The sequence below is a fragment of the Rhizobium sp. 05N430 genome (assembly GCF_056396985.1).
Window position 1 is genome coordinate 446276 of record NZ_JBFTMO010000003.1, and the last position, 16566, is coordinate 462841.

Below are 16566 nucleotides of genomic sequence, written 5' to 3' on the forward strand. Positions count from 1 at the left end.
ATGGCACGTGCATTGGTGACTGGGGGATGCGGCTTTGTCGGCCGGCATCTGAGCGAGCGGCTGCTTGCCGAAGGAATGGACGTCGTCTCCGTCGATCTCCTGAAACCGGGGACGGGCGCGCTTGCGCCATCGCAAAAGCAGCTGTCCAACCGCCATTTGACCTTCCTGCAGGAGGATTGCCGCAGCTATTTCGACCGTAGCCGCGAGCATTTCGACTATGTCTTCCATCTCGCCGCCCTCGTCGGCGGGCGGATGACGCTGGAGAACCAGACGCTGCTCGTTGCCGAGGATCTGGCCGTCGATGCAGCACTCTGGCGCTGGGCGGGCGAAAACCGGCCCGGCAATGTCGTCTATTTCAGCTCGAGTGCCGCCTACCCCGTCTCGTTGCAGACCTTCGAGGCACAGACCATCCTTTCCGAAGAGATGATCTCCTTCGACCGGCCGATCGGCGTGCCTGATCTCAGCTATGGCTGGACGAAGCTGACCGGCGAATATCTGATGAAGCTCTATGTCGAGCGCTATGACGGCCGCGCCGTCGCCTACCGCCCGTTCAGCGGCTATGGCGAAGACCAGGACCTCGCCTATCCCTTCCCCGCCATCTGCCGCCGCCTGCTCCGCGAACGCGGCGCCCCCGAAGTCGCCGTCTGGGGCAGCGGCCACCAGTGCCGCGACTTCATCCACATCTCCGACTGCGTCGGCTTCGTCATCGAGACGATGGACGCCATGACCTCAGGCGCGACCCTGAACCTCTCGACCGGAGACGCCACCTCCTTCATCGAACTCGCCGAACGCATCAGCCGTCAGCTCGGCTGGTCACCGAAGGTGAGCGGCACCGCGAGCCGCCCGGAAGGCGTGTTCTACCGGTGTGGGGATACGGCGCTGCAGCGGGGGCTCGGGCTGGCGCCGAAGGTGAGCCTTGAAGAGGGGATCCGCCGGTCGCTGGAGTTTCATCGGGAGATGGAGGTGATGGCTTAGGACAAGGCGCTACGATCGCGAAGCTCATAACTCAAAGCTACCGACCTCGTTGCATTTCCCTTGTAACGTCGCGTTGCAAAAGCAATACGAATTGATATCCTTACTTGCAGATCATAGAATTTAGATTCGATAACTTCTACTTATATGACAGAACTCAAAAATACCAAGCACTTACAGTCGTTGTTCGACGCACGATCAAATCTCCATGAAATTCTTCTGGTAGCCATTATGGTTGCCGTGGGAGCGGGAATCTTCTCGACAGGAATAACGACTTATTTGGGGTCGAACTCCCTTACACAGCTGTTGATAGGAGCAATAATTGTCCTGGGGGCATACTTCTCCTTCTGATGCGCATCAGCTATAGCAGCAATAAATCCATAAAGATCGATGGAATCTTTTTCTGCGGAAAAGATAATAAACCGATATCTGTTTACAGATATGAATTTAGTGAGAAAATATTCGACAGCATAAAGGCCATATCTGCCCAGAACAAATCACTAGGAAAAACCCTGTCGGAGAAAAAATCCTTCGAAGAGAAGGACGGAAACTTTGAAATAACACCAAAAGGAAAGCTTTTATCTGAGTCTATAGAATACTTTGTTCTTTCTATTTTATCCACAAAACTTATTGATTACTTCAATCACGCGGATCATGATAAAAATAGGATTGTAAATTTAACAAGAAAAGACATCCCTCAGGTTCTATTGAGCAATAGATTCGTTGAACTCTTCTCTCGCCCCCTCGACGAGAGAGACGATTTCGACATGCAAATAAAAGACCAAAACGGAAAAATAGTATATGCAGTGGGCAAAGACGGCCAAATTTATGATAATTTTGAACTTACGCTTCCTTTCGGCGCTCACGTAACCCGTACGGACGACGGGAGTATTCGCCTTGCGATGAAAAGATTTAGCATCGATATATCATGTCATATGACGCCTTACTCAACAATAGTTCCGCCTTCATTTTCTCACTTTTACCTGAATAAGAATCACAAAGATCTTCATCTCCAAAAAACCACAATTGATATAAGTATAAAATTTCGCCCATTTTGGATGCTGTCTCAAGGAGGCTGGCAGTATTACTCTTGGCTGGATATATTCCTTGAAGAGATTATCCAATCGGTCGATTTTGACCTGTTCATGAATCGGATAAATTGGGATCTCGCTGAAACTCTGAAAGTTATTCAGCATCACGAACGAAAAAACACCACCAACAGGAAACGTGCTGATACTACAGTCGATGTTTCTGCCGTGGAGCGCGACGTGGATGATTGAAGCATCACGCCACCCATCAACCCCTTGTTAAACCTTTATTGACCATAATCACCGCTTCAGGCGCGGTATTGTAGGCGTTCACCGGACCTCTGCTGCCTTTGTTCCCGCGTAAGACGGAGATGGTCATGATGGAATATGCGGCGGAAACGCGGGCGGTTGGGGAGCGCGAGGGGCTTGGCTTCCTTTCGGCGCTGGCGCGGCGTGCGGCCCGGGCTCTTGTGGCTGCGTTTCTGGCGGTGCCTGCCTTTCTTGGCTCCGAGGTTGGCGCGGCTGCCGAAGACCGGGCGCTGAAGCTCTATTTCACCCATACCGGCGAGAAGGCTACAATCACCTTCAAACGCAACGGCAAGTTCGATCAGCGCGGGCTGACGCAGATCAACCGTTTCCTGCGCGACTGGCGCCGCAACGAGCCGGCGCGGATGGATCCGCGGCTGCTCGATCTCGTCTGGGAGGTCTATCAGAAGGCCGGCGGGCGCGATTACATCCATATCGTTTCCGCCTACCGTTCGCCCGCCACCAACAACATGCTGCGCACCCGCTCGCGGCTAACCGGTGTTGCCAAGAACAGCCAGCACATGCTGGGCAAGGCGATGGATTTCTATATTCCGGGTGTACAGCTTTCCAAGCTGCGCGGCATCGCCATGCAGATGCAGGGCGGCGGCGTCGGCTATTATCCGAAATCCGGCTCGCCCTTCGTGCATCTCGATGTCGGCCGGGTACGCGCCTGGCCGCGCATGTCGCGCCAGGAGCTGGCGCGCATCTTCCCAAGCGGCAGAACCATGCATGTGCCGGCCGACGGACGGCCGCTGCCGGGCTACAACCAGGCGGTGGCCGAATACAAGAAGCGCGGCAGCGTGAAGACCGTCGAGATCGCCTCGGCCGAGGACGACGAGGATACGGGCAGCAGCGCGACGCTTCCGAGCAAGCTGGCGACGGCGATGGTGCCGACGCCGCGCAGCGTCCGGCGCGAGATCCCGATGCTGGCAGCGGCGCCTGTGCCGGAAAAGCCTGCTCCTGAAACCTTCACCAATCTGGCTTCGCTGAGCGTGCCGCTGCCGGCCTTCCGGCCGGGCAGTGAGAACGCCGCGGCACCGGTCGATCCGGTCCAGACGGCGTCGATCGATCCCGTTGCCATCCGGCCCGAGATCCGGCCTTCCGTGCCCTCCTTCGGCGCCAGCGCACTCGCCTCGCTGAAGCCGAGCTCGATGCCCGGCGCCCGGGCCGAGCTGATGGCGGCATTGCCGATGGCGAAATCGCCTGACCTCGATGGCGGCGTTTCCGCCATCTCCGACGAGGCACTGATCGGCTGGGCGCTGCATGTCAATGGCCGCGAGCTCGGCATGAGCGCGCCGCGGATCATCCGCCGGGCGATCCTTGCCGATCACAGCATGGCCTACGAGGTCATGGATGACGAAGAGGAAGGTGACGAAGCCGAGTTCGATGTTGACCGCTTCGGGTCCGATCAGGCAGGCTGAGGGGATGGGCGCGGATCAAGCGCCCGCCTGCGCCCGATGACGGCGCCAGCCTGAATGGAGTTTGAGAATTGAGTACCGCTTTCGTCAAGGAAGAGAGCGCGGAAACGGCTGCGGAAACCCATCTGCCCGACCGCCCGATCTCGCCACATCCGAACCTCGTCACCGAAGCCGGCCTGAAGGCGCTGGAAGAGCAGCTGCAGCAGGCACGCGACGGCGTGGAAGCCGCCGCGGGGATCGAGGACGTCAACGAAAAGCGGCGGCAGACGGCCATTCCGCTGCGCGATTTCCGCTATTTTGCCGAGCGCGTGCGCACCGCGCAGGTGATGCCGGCGCCCGCCTCTGATGACATCGTCGCCTTCGGCAGCAAGGTGACCTTCAGCCGCGATGACGGCAGAGTGCAGACATACCGGATCGTCGGCGAGGATGAGGCGGATCCGAAGGCGGGGTCGATTTCTTTTGTTTCGCCTGTGGCGCGAGGGCTGATGGGCAAGGGTGTTGGCGATCTCGCGATGGTGGGCGATCAGGAGCTGGAGATTACGGCGATCGCTTGAGGGGCGCCTCCAGAGAGGGACGTCATCCTCGGCCTTGGGCCGAGGATCTACGCAACCTTCTTACGCCGTGCCTGCCGTTGTGGATACTCGGGACAAGCCCGAGCATGACGGCGTAGTGGGTGGCTGCTTAGTGCGGGCACCCTGTCAGAGGCGGCTTAGGCCGCCTCCTTCTCTCCACGATAGGGATCGAAGCGGCCGTAGAAGGTCTCGCCCTTGGCGGCCATGTCCTTTAGGAGCGGCGTCGGCTTAAAATGCGGGCCGTAGCTCGCCGCCAGCTTTTCCGCCAGTTCGACGAAGGCCTTGGCGCCCATGCCGTCGATATAGCTCAGCGCACCACCGGTATAGGGCGCGAAACCAAAGCCGAGGATGGAGCCGACATCGGCCTCGCGCGGATCGGTGACGATGCCTTCTTCGACCGTGCGGGCCGCTTCCAGCGCGATGGTGACGAGGAAGCGCTGCTTCAGCACTTCGACATCGAGATCATCGGCCTTCTTCTGCGGATAGAAGGTCTTCAATTCAGGCCAGAGCGACTTCTTGGCGGGCTTCGGCGGGTAGTCGTAGAAGCCCTTCGAATTCTTGCGGCCGAAGCGGCCTTCCTTCTCGACCATGCGGGAGACGAGCTCCATGTGGCGCGGATCGATGGCCTTGTCGCCCAGATCGGCAACGGTGGCCTTGAGGATCTTGAGCGACAGGTCGATCGCCACTTCGTCGTTCAGCGCCAGCGGGCCGACCGGCATGCCCGCCATCTTGGCGGCATTCTCGATCATCGCCGGCGGCACGCCCTCGATCAGCATGTCGTAGCTTTCCGACATGTAGCGCAGGACGCAGCGGTTGACGAAGAAGCCGCGGGTATCGTTGACGACGATCGGCGTCTTCTTGATCGCGGCGACATAATCGAGCGCCACGGCGAGCGCCTTGTCGCCGGTTTCCTTGCCGAGGATCACTTCGGTCAGCATCATCTTCTCCACGGGGGAGAAGAAATGGATGCCGATGAAATCGGCGGGGCGCTTGGAGTTCTTGGCGAGACCCGAGATCGGCAGCGTCGAGGTATTGGAGGCGAAGATGGCGCCTTCGGCCAGCACTTCCTCAACCGCCTCGATGACCGCTTTCTTGACATCCCGGTCCTCGAAGACGGCTTCGATGACAAGGCTGGCATCCTTGAGATCGGCGTAATCGGCGGAGGGCGTGATGCGGGCGAGGATCGCGGCCGCTTCATCCTGCGTCAGCCGGCCCTTGCCGACGGAATCCTTCGCGAGGCCCTCGCCTGTCGCCTTGCCCTTGTTCGCAGCGTCGATGTCGCGGTCGATGAGCGTGACCTCGAGACCGGCGGCGGCCGAGACATAGGCGATCGAGGCGCCCATGAAGCCGGCGCCGACGACGCCGATCTTCTTCAGTTCGGTCTTCGGCTGACCGGCGGGGCGGCGCGCGCCCTTGCCGAGTTCCTGCATCGAGACGAACAGCGAGCGGATCATCGAGAAGGCTTCGGTGGTCTGCAGCACCTGGGTGAAATAGCGCTGCTCGATCTTCAGCGCCGTATCGAAGGGCACCTGCAGGCCTTCATAGACGCATTTCAGTATCGCAAGCGCGCCCGGATAATTGCCTGCCGTCTCGCGGCGCAGGATTGCCGGGGCTGCGGGCCAGAGCTGCGCGGAGGCCGGCGTCCAGATGCCGCCGCCCGGAACCTTGAAGCCCTTCTCGTCCCAGGGGGCAACCGGCTTCAGGCCATCCTTGATCATCTGCTTGGCGGCCGGGATCAGCTGGTCCGCCTCGACCACCTGATGCACGAGGTTCATCGCCTTGGCGCGCGAGGCGGTCAGCGACTGACCCGTCGTCATCATCTGCAGGGCGGACTGCGCATCGGCAAGGCGCGCGACACGCTGCGTGCCGCCTGCGCCCGGGAAGATGCCGACCTTGACCTCGGGAAGTGCGATCTTCACCGACTTGGCATTCGAGGCGACGCGGCCGTGGCAGGCGAGCGACATTTCGAGTGCGCCACCCATGCAAGTGCCGTTGATCGCCGAGACCCACGGCTTGCCACATGTTTCGAGCTTGCGGAACAGACCGGTCATGCGGCCGACGAGATCGAACAGTTTTTGCGCGGCGGTATCGGGATTGGCGGCCTTCTCGTCGTTGTAGAAGGTGAACATCGCCTTGATCATCGACAGATCGGCGCCGCCCGAGAAGGACGACTTGCCCGAGGTGATGACCACGCCCTTCACAGCGCTGTCTGCGACGGTGGCGTCGACGATGGCGTTCAGCTCTTCCATCACCTCGGTGGTGAAGACGTTCATCGACTTGCCGGGCATGTCCCAGGTGACGAGGGCGATGCCATCGGCATCGGTCGCGAGGGTGAAATTCTTGTAGGTCATGGTCTTTCCTCCCTCAGACGCGTTCAATGACGGTGGCCGTGCCCATGCCGGCGCCGATGCAGAGCGTGACGAGCGCGGTGTTCAGGTCGCGGCGTTCCAGCTCGTCCAGCACGGTACCGAGAATCATCGCACCGGTGGCGCCGAGCGGATGGCCCATGGCGATGGCGCCGCCGTTGACGTTGATCTTGTCGTGGGCAATGTCGAAAGCCTGCATGTAGCGCAGCACGACGGCGGCGAAGGCTTCGTTGAGTTCGAAGAGGTCGATATCGGCAAGCGACATGCCGGTGCGCTTCAAAAGCTTCTCGGTGACGTCGACGGGGCCGGTCAGCATCAGCGCCGGGTCGGAGCCGATATTGGCGAAGGCCTTGATGCGGCCGCGCGGCTTCTTGCCGAGGCTCTCGCCACCGGCCTTGGAGCCGAGCAGGACGGCGGCTGCGCCATCGACGATGCCGGAGGAATTGCCGGCGTGGTGGACGTAGTTGATCCGCTCGACCTCGGGATGGGCCTGGATGCCGACGGCTTCAAAGCCGCCCATTTCGCCCGGCATCTGGAAGGAGGGGTTCAGCGAGGCCAGCGCCTGCATGTCGGTGCCGGGGCGCATGTGCTCGTCATGAGCCAGGATCGTCAGCCCATTCTGGTCCTTAACCGGGATGACTGAGTTCTTGAAGTAGCCCTTTTCCCAGGCGTTTGCGGCGCGCTTCTGGCTTTCGACGGCATAAGCATCGACGTCGTCGCGGCTGAAACCATATTTGGTGGCGATCAGATCGGCGGAGACGCCCTGCGGCATGAAATAGGCCGGGAAGTTGACCGAAGGATCCATGAACCAGGCGCCGCCGGACATGCCGAGGCCGACGCGCGACATGCTCTCGACGCCACCGGCGATGACGATGTCATCGGCGCCCTGGGCGATCTTGCCGGCCGCGAAGTTCACGGCATCAAGGCCGGAGGCGCAGAAGCGCGAGATCTGCATGCCGGGCGCCCGGGTGGAATAACCGGCCTCGAAGGCGGCGGCCTTCGGTATGACGGCGCCGGCATCCATGACCGGATCGACGCAGCCCATGATGATGTCATCGACGGTGTTGGTATCGAGGCCGTTGCGGTCGCGGATCGCTTCCAGCGTCTTGGCGGCAAGGCGCACGGACGGCACTTCATGCAGCGAGCCATCCTTCTTGCCGCGGCCGCGCGGCGTGCGCACGTGGTCGTAAATGAATACCTCGGTCATCGTCTCATCTCCCTCGCGGCCCTTAGCCGGAAAATCTGTCCTTTTCCTTTCTCCCCAGCGGGGAGAAGGTGGCCCCGAAGGGGTCGGATGAGGGGGCCAGGGCTCGGCCTGTCGGCCGTTCGCGCTCACCCCCTCATCTGTCCTTCGGACATCTTCTCCCCGCTGGGGAGAAGGAACGCCTATCAAAACGCCTCGGCGGCGAGTTCCATCATCGTTTCGGCGCCGGTTTCGATGCGGGCCTTGCGCAGCGCCGTCTCGGGCATGATACGCTCCATGTAGAACCTGCCGGTGACGAGCTTGTTCTTCAGGTAATCGGCACGGGCGCTATCGCCATTCGCAAGCGCGTCTTCGGCGGCCTTGGCCATCTTCGCCCACATGTAGCCCAGGACCACGAGGCCGAAGAGGTGCATGTAGTCGGTCGAGCCGGCACCGGCATTGTCGGGCTTGGCCATGGCATTCTGCATGAACCACATGGTTGCCGCCTGGACGTCGTCCAAGCCCTTCTTCAGATGCTTGGTGAAGAAGGCGAGCTTCTCGTCGTTGCGGTTTTCCTCGCAGAAATCACCGATCTCCTTGAACAGCGCCATGACCGCGCGGCCGCCGTTGAGGCCGAGCTTGCGGCCGACGAGATCGAGTGCCTGGATGCCGTTGGCACCTTCATAGATCATGGCGATGCGGGCATCGCGGACATACTGGCTCATGCCGTGTTCTTCGATATAGCCGTGCCCACCGAAGACCTGCTGGGCCATGACGGCGTGGTCGAAGCCCTTGTCGGTCAAGACACCCTTAAGTATCGGGGTGACGAGACCGAGGATATCGTCGGCCGTCTGCCGTTCCTTGTCGTCCGCCGAGCGGTGGGCGATATCGGATTTCAGCGCGGTCCAGAGCAGGAAGGCGCGGCCGGCCTCATTGAAGGCGCGGATCGTCATCAGCGAGCGGCGGATATCCGGGTGAACGATGATCGGGTCGGCCTTTTTGTCGGGCGCTTTCGGGCCCGAGAGTGAACGGCCCTGGATGCGCTCGCGGGCATAATTGACGGCGTTCTGATAGGCGATTTCGGAGATCGACAGGCCCTGCAGGCCGACGCCGAGGCGGGCCTCGTTCATCATCACGAACATGGCATTGAGGCCGCGGTTTTCCGCGCCGATCAGATAGCCGGTCGCCTCGTCATAATTCATGACGCAGGTCGCGTTGCCGTGGATGCCCATCTTGTGCTCGATGGCGCCGCAGGAAACGGCGTTGCGGTCACCCGGCGTGCCGTCATCCTTGACGATGAATTTCGGGACGATGAAGAGCGAGATGCCCTTGGTGCCTTCAGGGGCGCCCTCGATGCGGGCGAGCACGAGATGGACGATATTGCCGGTCATGCCGTGTTCGCCGGCAGAGATGAAGATTTTCTGGCCTGAAATCTTGTAGCTGCCGTCACCCTGCGGCACGGCCTTGGTGCGCAGCAGGCCGAGATCGGTGCCGCAATGCGGCTCCGTGAGGTTCATGGTGCCGGACCATTCGCCGGAAACCATTTTCGGCAGATAGGTCTGTTTCTGCTCGTCGGAGCCATGAACGAGGATCGCGGCGATCGCGCCCTGGGTCAGGCCGGGATACATCATCAGCGACATGTTGGCGGCGGAGGTATATTCGCCGACGGCGGCGTGCAGTGTGTAAGGCAGGCCCTGGCCGCCGAACTCTTCCGGCACGGCAAGGCCGGTCCAGCCGCCCTGGCAATAGGCGTCGTAAGCTTCCTTGAAGCCCTTGGGGACGGTGACCGAGCCATCGTCTCCGCGCTTGCAGCCTTCCTGATCGCCCGAATAATTCAGCGGGAAAAGCACTTCCTCGGCGACCTTTGCCGCCTCGCCGAGAATGGCCTCGATCATGTCAGGCGTGGCGTCGGCGAAGCCCGGGAGGTTATTGTAGCGTTCCAGACCCAGCACGTCGTTCAGCACGAAGAGCGTGTCGTTAACCGGGGCCTTGTAGACTGGCATCGTTCGAATTCCTCCAATTCGCAGACCGGACAGAGACCGGCACATGGGAGTGTCTTACAAAATATTGACGTTTGCGTAAACGTCAAATTCTGCATTCGCGCGAATTTGTGAAGAGCCCGAGGCGATCCGGCTTCAACCTGAAAGCACCAATACGTCAGTGAAGCTCGGCCGAGAGGGCGGACTGCCTGCGGATCACGTCGCTCATGGCTTTCAGAAGAGTGGAAAACTCCTCGAGCACCAGACCGAAATAGGCGTCGTCGGTCTCCGCCAGAGCGCTGACGGAGGTGCAGGCGTTGAAGATCAACTTGTCGAGATTGTCGTTGCGATCGAAGACGCCGTCGCAGAGATCGTCGTCGCGGAGCGTATGAAGCTCATCGACGATCTTGCGGATCAGCCAGCGGCGCTGCCAGCGATGCATGTTGACGATGTTTTTCTGCGCATGCCGGATTTCGGACATCAGGTCTGTAAACAAGAAATGGTCCCCGTGAGCTGGCTCACCATATCCGGCTTTTGTAACGCTATCGTGTGAGCCGCGGGCGCAGGCAATTTGCCATCAGTTCCTGCTTCGTCGCGAAGTGCCCGAAGAGCTGAACGAGCTCGCGCTCCTGCTTCTTGTCCAACCCCTGTTTGCGGGCGAAATCGCTGACGCTCCACACTTTTCTGGCATCGAGCAGCGAGGTGATCTTGGGGTCGATATGCGAGCTCATGAGAATGCCCTCCTTCAAGGCGTCATATCAACGCGGAAGGCGGCGCCGGAGTTCCTGCTGGACAGGAGTTTTTGAGCGCTATTCTGACGCAGGCAAAGCGGCGGCGAAATGTGTGATCACGCCGCTCGAGGCGAGCCTTCAGGCGCTGAGCGCGGGTTGCGCCAGCGGCGGTGCGGCCTTGGCAAATTTCTTCGCGCCGGCAACACAGGCAACGACGGCAAGGGTTGCCGCCAGCATGCCCCAGCTGACACTTTCCCCGAGCAGAGTTGCAGCGAGCACCAGGCTGAAGAACGGCTGCAACAGCTGCAGCTGGCCGACCCCGGCAATGCCGCCGAGCGCCAGGCCGTGATACCAGAAGATGAAGCCGATCAGCATGCTGAACAGCGAGACATAGGCGAGACCAAGCCAGGATGGGTTGCTTATAGAGGGTAGCGTTTCAGGCATGGCCACGACCGAGAGCACCAGCATGAGCGGCAGAGAGAGGACCAGTGCCCAGGAAATCACCTGCCAGCCGCCGAGCTTGCGGGAAAGGCGCGCGCCCTCGGCATAGCCGAGACCGCAGACGATGATCGCGGCAAGCATCAAGAGATCGCTTGGCGATATTGCGCCGTCGCTCTGGATCAGGGCAAAACCGGCAACGATGGCACTGCCCAGGGAGGAGAAAAGCCAGAAGACCGGCTGCGGCCGCTCGCCACCGCGCAGCACGCCGAAGATCGCCGTCGAGAGCGGCAACAGGCCGATAAAGACGGTGGAATGTGCGGAGGTGATGTGTTTCAGCGCCAGCGCCGTCAACAGCGGAAAGCCAACGACAACGCCGAGGGCAACGACGACGAGCGGCAGCAGATCACCACGCTGCGGGCGCTTCTCGCGAAACAGAAGCAGAAGCCCGCCGGCCAGGATGCCGGCGATCGCGCCGCGCGCCACAGTGAGGAACACTGGGTCGAAACTCGCCACGGCAACACGTGTCGCAGGCAGCGAGCCGCTGAAAATGAGGATCCCCACAAAGCCACTGAGCCAACCGGCTGCCGTTCTGTCCATCTGCATGCTCCTGTTCTCGCCTGCTATGAACCCGAGGGCATGGCATTGCCAGCAACAGTGCGGTACAGTTCGCACAAACTGTTATGGACACAGATGCAGTACAGATGGATCAGACGATCAAGAATCCGGAGAGCGGCAAGCGCATCGGCGCCGTGATGACGGAGATACGCAGGCGGATATCCGGGCGGGAACTGGTGGCGGGTTCACGGCTGCCTTCGGTGCGGGCCTTCGCCAAGACCATGCATGTCTCCGCCTCGACCGTGGTCGAGGCCTACGAGCGGTTGGCGGCCGAAGGCCTTATTCGCTCACGCCCGGGATCGGGCTTTTACGCATCCAGCCCACCAGCACCGCTGACGCTGTCCGATATCGGGCCGAAACTCGACCGGGCGATCGATCCGCTCTGGGTCTACCGGCAATCGCTGGAAGACAGCCCGGCCCTGCTGAAGCCCGGATGCGGGTGGCTGCCGGAAAGCTGGATGCCCGTCGATGCGATGCGAAAGGCGCTGCGGACCATTGCCCGCGGCGAGGATGCCGTTCTTGCCAATTACGGAACGCCGCTCGGCCAGCTTCCACTGCGGCAACTGCTGTCCCGGCGGATGAACGAACGCGGCATCCCGGCCTCGCCTGATCAAATCATCCTGACGGAATCCGGCACCCAGGCGATCGATCTGGTCTGCCGGTTCCTGATCGAGCCGGGCGATACAGTGATCGTCGACGATCCCTGTTACTTCAACTTTCATGCGCTGCTGCGAGCCAATCGCGCTAGGGCCGTCGCGGTGCCGATGACACCGCATGGCCCCGATATCGAAGCCTTCGAGCAGGCGATCGAACAGCACCGGCCGCGGCTCTACATCACCAACTCGGCCATCCACAACCCAACCGGCGCCACCTGCTCCGCCGTTGTCGCGCACAAGCTGCTGAAGCTGGCCGAGCGGGCCAACATGACAATCATCGAGGACGATATCTTCGCCGATCTGGAGCATGAACCCTCGCCGCGGCTGGCTGCTTTCGATGGTTTGGAGCGGGTCGTGCATGTCGGCAGCTTCTCGAAGACAATTTCGACTTCGGTGCGTTGCGGGTTCATCGCGGCAAAGCCGGAATGGGTCGAACCGCTGATTGATCTCAAGCTGGTGACGAGCATTGGCGGCGGCAGGCTCAATGCCGAACTCATACTGCTGCTTCTGACCGACGGCAGCTACCGCAAGCATCTCGATACGCTGAAGGTCCGGCTTTCCAAGGCCATGGACGACACGATCGGCCGATTAGCCGGGCTCGGCATCGAGCCATGGATCCGGCCACGATCCGGGATTTTCCTGTGGTGCCGGCTGCCTGATGGGATCAATGCCGGAGACATCGCGCAGGCCTGCCTTGCCGATAATGTTGTGCTGGCGCCCGGCAACGCCTTCAGCCTCTCGCAGACATCCAACAGCTACCTGCGCTTCAACGCCGCGCAATGCGATGATCCGCGCATCTACCACTCGCTGGAAAGAGCGCTGAAAGCGGCCCGTCAGATGCCCGCGATCAGGTAGCGGTCACGGCCCGCAGCCTTCGCTTGGTAGAGCGCGGTATCGACGACCTTGAGAAGATCGATACGGTTCGTCCCGGCCTGCGGTGCCAAGGCCCCACCGATGCTGAGGCGGGCAAAAACTGTCTGGCCCTCGACCTCGAAAGGCTGGCGGAACGCCGCCACCAGCCGGTCGGCGACCGAGGATAGAGCGGCTGCATTCGGCGGATTGGGAACGAAGAGCGCAAATTCGTCGCCGCCCATGCGCACCGCGATATCACCTGCCCGGACGACGGCGCGGATGCGGTTTGCGGCTTCGCGCAGCACTTCGTCGCCAGCATGGTGGCCGAGACGGTCGTTGATGCCCTTGAAGCCATCCATATCGAGATAGAGAGCGCCGAAGGTCTGGCCTGCCGCAAGCGATCTGTCGAGTTCGCCATCGACCAGCGCCGCGAGAGCCGAGCGATTGTAGAAGCCGGTGAGCGGATCGGTCATCGCCGCAGCCCTTAGACTGGTTTCGGCGAGGCCCATGATCATGTTGGCCTTCTGCAGGCGGAGCAGGGCGCTTGCGACCAGCGCGAAGCGGCGGAGGCTGTCGATTTCGACTTCCGAGAGATCCCGCGGCCTCGTATCGAGAATGCAGAAGGCGCCGACAGCGAGGCTGTCCTCGGTTTCGATCGGCGCGCCGGCGTAGAAGCGAAAATGCGGATGACCCTCGACATAGGGCATGCGCGACAATTCCGGATGGCGCTGCAGGTCGGGGACGATGACGAGATCGTTGGCGTAGACGACGCGGGTGCAGATGGAGAGATCGCGCGAGCACTCGGCGAGCTGCATTCCGGCCTGGCCGGCGATCCGCTGCCAATCCTCGTCGATGATGTTGATGGCGGCAAACGGCGTGCCGAAGACGCCGCGGGCGAGCTCGGCCAGGGCGGCAAGTTCCGGCGTCGGACTGCGGCTCGCAGCATTCAAGGCGCGAACAGCGAGCAATCTTTCAGCTTCATTGGCGGGGAGCCGGACAACCTGTCCCATTCCAAACCTCCGTCGTCAGTCACGAACTGCTTAAACATGATGCCATGATTCGCGAACGCAAGTGCTGAAGTTCCACGAATATTAACAATGCCTTGCTGGCAGCAATCTCCGACAGCGGACATTGGCCCGGAAAGCTGGTAAACTTGAACTGCACTTGCAACCGGAGGAGCGCATGGACGACCATCGCGCCATTGCAGATCTCATCGCACGCCAGTTTGCCCATCTGAGCTGGACTTACGGTGCTGGGCCTGAAGCCGATGGCTTCATGGAGGACTTCCATCCGGATGCCCAGCTATTCGCATCGGCGCGCCCGGCAAGAGCGCAGACGGCAGCCAAGTTTCTCGAGCGCATGGAAGGCCTGTCGCAGACCTCCCTTCGGGCCTTTGCCGAGCGCTGTCCTGCAAGCAAGATCCTGGTTTTCGGCAATATCGCCGTCGCCGTTGCCAGTTGCGAGGCGATCGAGAATGGACGGGATCGCAGCAACAATGTCGAGATGATGCTGCTGGTGAAGGGCAGTGACGGCTGGAAGATTGCCGCCCAGGCATGGGACCGGGTCCCCGCCGGCGAGGACTTTCCGGACTGGCTTTCATAACCGGCTGTTGCTTCCGCCGACAGACGCGTTACATTTCGCTGGCTAACCGAAGAATGAGCTTGGGAGGAGCGATTTCATGAGACGCATGTGGCCTGAGGAATTCAATTTCGTTCTCAAGGATGCGGAGGAAGTGGTGCTGGACCTTCCAGCGGTGACCCACGAGGATGGGACGCATGGCGCCGCAACCCGTCGCAACGCGCTGAAGGTTCGTATTCCACAGGAAGACTACGAGCGGATCTGGCCTCTGGCCGAGGCCCGTTATCGCCTCGACGGCCGATTTGCCGGCAAGGCGATTACCCTTATCACCACCAACCCCCATTATCATGCCTGGCATCCGGCCGACGGCGGCAGCGCCGACCTGACGTCGGATAGCGGCAGGCACTACACGACGAAATATGTCGTCGTGCATTTTCTCCTCGATGACGTCAGGGAGGTAGCGGCGGCCTGAGGCCGCCCGCCCTCACGCTTCGTCGAGCGCCAATGCCAGATCGGCGATCAGGTCGTCGGGATGCTCTATGCCGATCGACAGCCGGATCGTCGATTCCAGTACGCCGATGCGCTGGCGCACATCCGCAGGAACGCCCGAATGCGTCATCGTTGCCGGGTGAGAGGCCAGGGATTCCGTTCCGCCGAGGCTGACGGCGAGCTTGAAGATCTTCAAGGCGTTCAGGAATTTGAACGAGGCCGGCTGGCCGCCCTTGATGTCGAAAGAGAAGGTCGAACCCGCGCCGCTGCATTGCGCGGCGAATGTCTGCCCAACCGGCGACTGCGCGTCATTGTAGGGCAGATAGTGAATCCGCTCGACCTTCGGGTGATCGCGCAGGAAACCGGCAACCGCCTCGGCATTGCTGTTTGCCCGCTCCATGCGGATCTGCAGCGTTTCCAGCGACCGCCCGAGCATCCAGCAGGAATGCGGATCGAGCTGCGTGCCGATGGCACCGCGCAGCGCCTTCACCTGCTTCATCACAGCCTTGCGGCCAAGGGCGGCACCGGCGATCAGGTCCGAGTGCCCGCCGACATATTTGGTCAACGAATAGAGCGAGATGTCGGCGCCATGCTCGATCGGCCGCTGGAAGACCGGGCCGAGCAGCGTGTTGTCGCAGGCGACGATCGGGGTGTGACCCTGCTTCCTGCCGATCGCATCGGCGACGCGGCGGATCATCGCGACATCGACCAGGCTGTTGGTCGGATTGGCCGGCGTTTCGATCAGAATGACCGAAACACGGCCTTTGGCCATGGCCTCTTCGGCTGCCGCCTCGACCGAGGTTTCGCTGACACCATCGGCAAAACCAACAGCCGAGACGCCGAGATTGAGGAAGGTCCTTGCGAGCAGCGTTTCGGTGCCGCCGTAGAGCGGCTGGGAGTGGAGCACTGTATCGCCGGGGCGAACGAAGGCCAGCAGCGTCGTGGCGATCGCCGACATGCCCGATGAAAACAGCACGCAGCTTTCCGTCCGCTCATAGACGGCAAGACGATCCTCGACGATCTCGCTGTTCGGGTGGTTGAAGCGCGAATAGACGAGACCAGCTCCCTTGCCTTCCGGCGGCTCCTTCCGACCGGAGACGTAGTCGAAGAAGTCGCGGCCATCTTCGGCGGACTTGAAGACGAAGGTGGAGGTTAGGAAGACCGGCGGCTTGACGGCGCCTTCGGAGAGTTCGGGATCATAGCCATAGTTCAGCATCTGGGTTTCCGGATGCAGGGCATGATTGCCGATATGGGTTCTCGAAGGGTGTGGCGCAGTCATCGGATGTCTCCTCGATCGATGTCACGGTTTTCGCACCGCAAATTATATCAAATGCGGCGGCACTTTCTTGCTATTTCGCGCGGTATGATGTTCCACAGAGC

At 61.1% G+C, this 16566-nt stretch carries 15 protein-coding genes; 7 read left to right on the forward strand and 8 right to left on the reverse strand.

The window, feature by feature from the left end; genetic code table 11:
- The 4 genes from AC1DJO_RS09640 to greA all read left to right on the forward strand — a co-directional run bounded on the left by AC1DJO_RS09640 (window position 1) and on the right by greA (window position 4278).
- Window positions 1–975 (forward strand): NAD-dependent epimerase/dehydratase family protein, encoded by a 975-nt coding sequence (locus AC1DJO_RS09640; protein ID WP_477970105.1) that lies wholly within the window; start codon window positions 1–3, stop codon window positions 973–975.
- A 347-nt stretch (window positions 976–1322) separates the two neighbouring features.
- Window positions 1323–2252 carry a hypothetical protein gene (locus AC1DJO_RS09645; RefSeq protein WP_477970107.1) on the forward strand — a complete coding sequence of 310 codons (930 nt, stop codon included), beginning with the start codon at window positions 1323–1325 and terminating at the stop codon, window positions 2250–2252.
- Window positions 2253–2371: 119 nt separating this feature from the next.
- Window positions 2372–3727: a peptidoglycan L,D-endopeptidase MepK gene (locus AC1DJO_RS09650; RefSeq protein ID WP_477970109.1), complete on the forward strand. Its 1356-nt coding sequence runs from the start codon at window positions 2372–2374 to the stop codon at window positions 3725–3727.
- A gap of 68 nt (window positions 3728–3795) precedes the next feature.
- On the forward strand, window positions 3796–4278 hold the full coding sequence (greA, locus tag AC1DJO_RS09655) for a transcription elongation factor GreA (protein WP_477970111.1): 483 nt from the start codon (window positions 3796–3798) through the stop codon (window positions 4276–4278).
- 155 nt (window positions 4279–4433) lie between these two features.
- On the opposite strand, the gene AC1DJO_RS09660 is transcribed toward greA, so the two are convergent.
- From AC1DJO_RS09660 to AC1DJO_RS09685, 6 genes are all read right to left on the reverse strand, one after another.
- Window positions 4434–6647 carry a 3-hydroxyacyl-CoA dehydrogenase NAD-binding domain-containing protein gene (locus AC1DJO_RS09660; RefSeq protein WP_477970113.1) on the reverse strand — a complete coding sequence of 738 codons (2214 nt, stop codon included), beginning with the start codon at window positions 6645–6647 and terminating at the stop codon, window positions 4434–4436.
- Between the two features lie 13 nt (window positions 6648–6660).
- A complete protein-coding gene (locus AC1DJO_RS09665) occupies window positions 6661–7869 on the reverse strand; it encodes an acetyl-CoA C-acetyltransferase (protein ID WP_477970115.1) in 1209 nt (402 codons plus the stop codon).
- Window positions 7870–8051: 182 nt separating this feature from the next.
- The gene (locus tag AC1DJO_RS09670) at window positions 8052–9848 is read right to left on the reverse strand and encodes an acyl-CoA dehydrogenase C-terminal domain-containing protein (protein WP_477970117.1); all 1797 of its coding nucleotides are present in this window, start codon (window positions 9846–9848) and stop codon (window positions 8052–8054) included.
- A 154-nt stretch (window positions 9849–10002) separates the two neighbouring features.
- Window positions 10003–10320 (reverse strand): hypothetical protein, encoded by a 318-nt coding sequence (locus tag AC1DJO_RS09675; RefSeq protein WP_477970119.1) that lies wholly within the window; start codon window positions 10318–10320, stop codon window positions 10003–10005.
- A 46-nt stretch (window positions 10321–10366) separates the two neighbouring features.
- Complete coding sequence (locus tag AC1DJO_RS09680) at window positions 10367–10555, reverse strand: hypothetical protein (RefSeq protein ID WP_112387526.1); 189 nt, start codon at window positions 10553–10555, stop codon at window positions 10367–10369.
- Between the two features lie 138 nt (window positions 10556–10693).
- Entirely contained in the window at window positions 10694–11593 is a 900-nt protein-coding gene (locus AC1DJO_RS09685; RefSeq protein WP_477970121.1) for a DMT family transporter, read from the reverse strand.
- 83 nt (window positions 11594–11676) lie between these two features.
- Here AC1DJO_RS09685 and AC1DJO_RS09690 point away from each other — a divergent pair, with 83 nt between their 5' ends.
- Window positions 11677–13122, forward strand: a complete 1446-nt coding sequence (locus AC1DJO_RS09690) for an aminotransferase-like domain-containing protein (protein ID WP_477970123.1) — start codon at window positions 11677–11679, stop codon at window positions 13120–13122.
- On the opposite strand, the gene AC1DJO_RS09695 is transcribed toward AC1DJO_RS09690, so the two are convergent.
- On the reverse strand, window positions 13101–14129 hold the full coding sequence (locus AC1DJO_RS09695; RefSeq protein ID WP_477970125.1) for a diguanylate cyclase domain-containing protein: 1029 nt from the start codon (window positions 14127–14129) through the stop codon (window positions 13101–13103). The two genes, AC1DJO_RS09690 and AC1DJO_RS09695, sit on opposite strands and share 22 nt — an antisense overlap.
- Window positions 14130–14301: 172 nt before the next feature.
- On the opposite strand from AC1DJO_RS09695, the gene AC1DJO_RS09700 reads away from it, so the two are divergent.
- Window positions 14302–14721, forward strand: a complete 420-nt coding sequence (locus AC1DJO_RS09700) for a hypothetical protein (protein WP_112514003.1) — start codon at window positions 14302–14304, stop codon at window positions 14719–14721.
- A gap of 76 nt (window positions 14722–14797) precedes the next feature.
- Window positions 14798–15169, forward strand: coding sequence for a hypothetical protein (locus tag AC1DJO_RS09705; RefSeq protein ID WP_112387523.1), 372 nt, complete (start codon window positions 14798–14800; stop codon window positions 15167–15169).
- A 12-nt stretch (window positions 15170–15181) separates the two neighbouring features.
- Here the strand turns inward: AC1DJO_RS09705 and AC1DJO_RS09710 are convergent, their stop codons facing one another.
- A complete protein-coding gene (locus AC1DJO_RS09710) occupies window positions 15182–16465 on the reverse strand; it encodes a cystathionine gamma-synthase family protein (RefSeq protein ID WP_477970127.1) in 1284 nt (427 codons plus the stop codon).
- Between the last annotated feature and the right edge of the window lie 101 nt (window positions 16466–16566).

Excerpts from the sequence above, each read along its gene's own strand:
- AC1DJO_RS09660 (WP_477970113.1), bottom strand. The coding sequence starts at position 6,647 with ATGACCTACAAGAATTTCACCCTCGCGACCGATGCCGATGGCATCGCC.
- AC1DJO_RS09640 (WP_477970105.1), top strand. The coding sequence starts at position 1 with ATGGCACGTGCATTGGTGACTGGGGGATGCGGCTTTGTCGGCCGGCAT.
- AC1DJO_RS09670 (WP_477970117.1), bottom strand. The coding sequence starts at position 9,848 with ATGCCAGTCTACAAGGCCCCGGTTAACGACACGCTCTTCGTGCTGAAC.
- AC1DJO_RS09710 (WP_477970127.1), bottom strand. The coding sequence starts at position 16,465 with ATGACTGCGCCACACCCTTCGAGAACCCATATCGGCAATCATGCCCTG.
- AC1DJO_RS09665 (WP_477970115.1), bottom strand. The coding sequence starts at position 7,869 with ATGACCGAGGTATTCATTTACGACCACGTGCGCACGCCGCGCGGCCGC.
- AC1DJO_RS09680 (WP_112387526.1), bottom strand. The coding sequence starts at position 10,555 with ATGAGCTCGCATATCGACCCCAAGATCACCTCGCTGCTCGATGCCAGA.
- AC1DJO_RS09695 (WP_477970125.1), bottom strand. The coding sequence starts at position 14,129 with ATGGGACAGGTTGTCCGGCTCCCCGCCAATGAAGCTGAAAGATTGCTC.
- AC1DJO_RS09700 (WP_112514003.1), top strand. The coding sequence starts at position 14,302 with ATGGACGACCATCGCGCCATTGCAGATCTCATCGCACGCCAGTTTGCC.
- AC1DJO_RS09705 (WP_112387523.1), top strand. The coding sequence starts at position 14,798 with ATGAGACGCATGTGGCCTGAGGAATTCAATTTCGTTCTCAAGGATGCG.
- AC1DJO_RS09650 (WP_477970109.1), top strand. The coding sequence starts at position 2,372 with ATGGTCATGATGGAATATGCGGCGGAAACGCGGGCGGTTGGGGAGCGC.
- AC1DJO_RS09685 (WP_477970121.1), bottom strand. The coding sequence starts at position 11,593 with ATGGACAGAACGGCAGCCGGTTGGCTCAGTGGCTTTGTGGGGATCCTC.
- AC1DJO_RS09645 (WP_477970107.1), top strand. The coding sequence starts at position 1,323 with ATGCGCATCAGCTATAGCAGCAATAAATCCATAAAGATCGATGGAATC.
- AC1DJO_RS09690 (WP_477970123.1), top strand. The coding sequence starts at position 11,677 with ATGGACACAGATGCAGTACAGATGGATCAGACGATCAAGAATCCGGAG.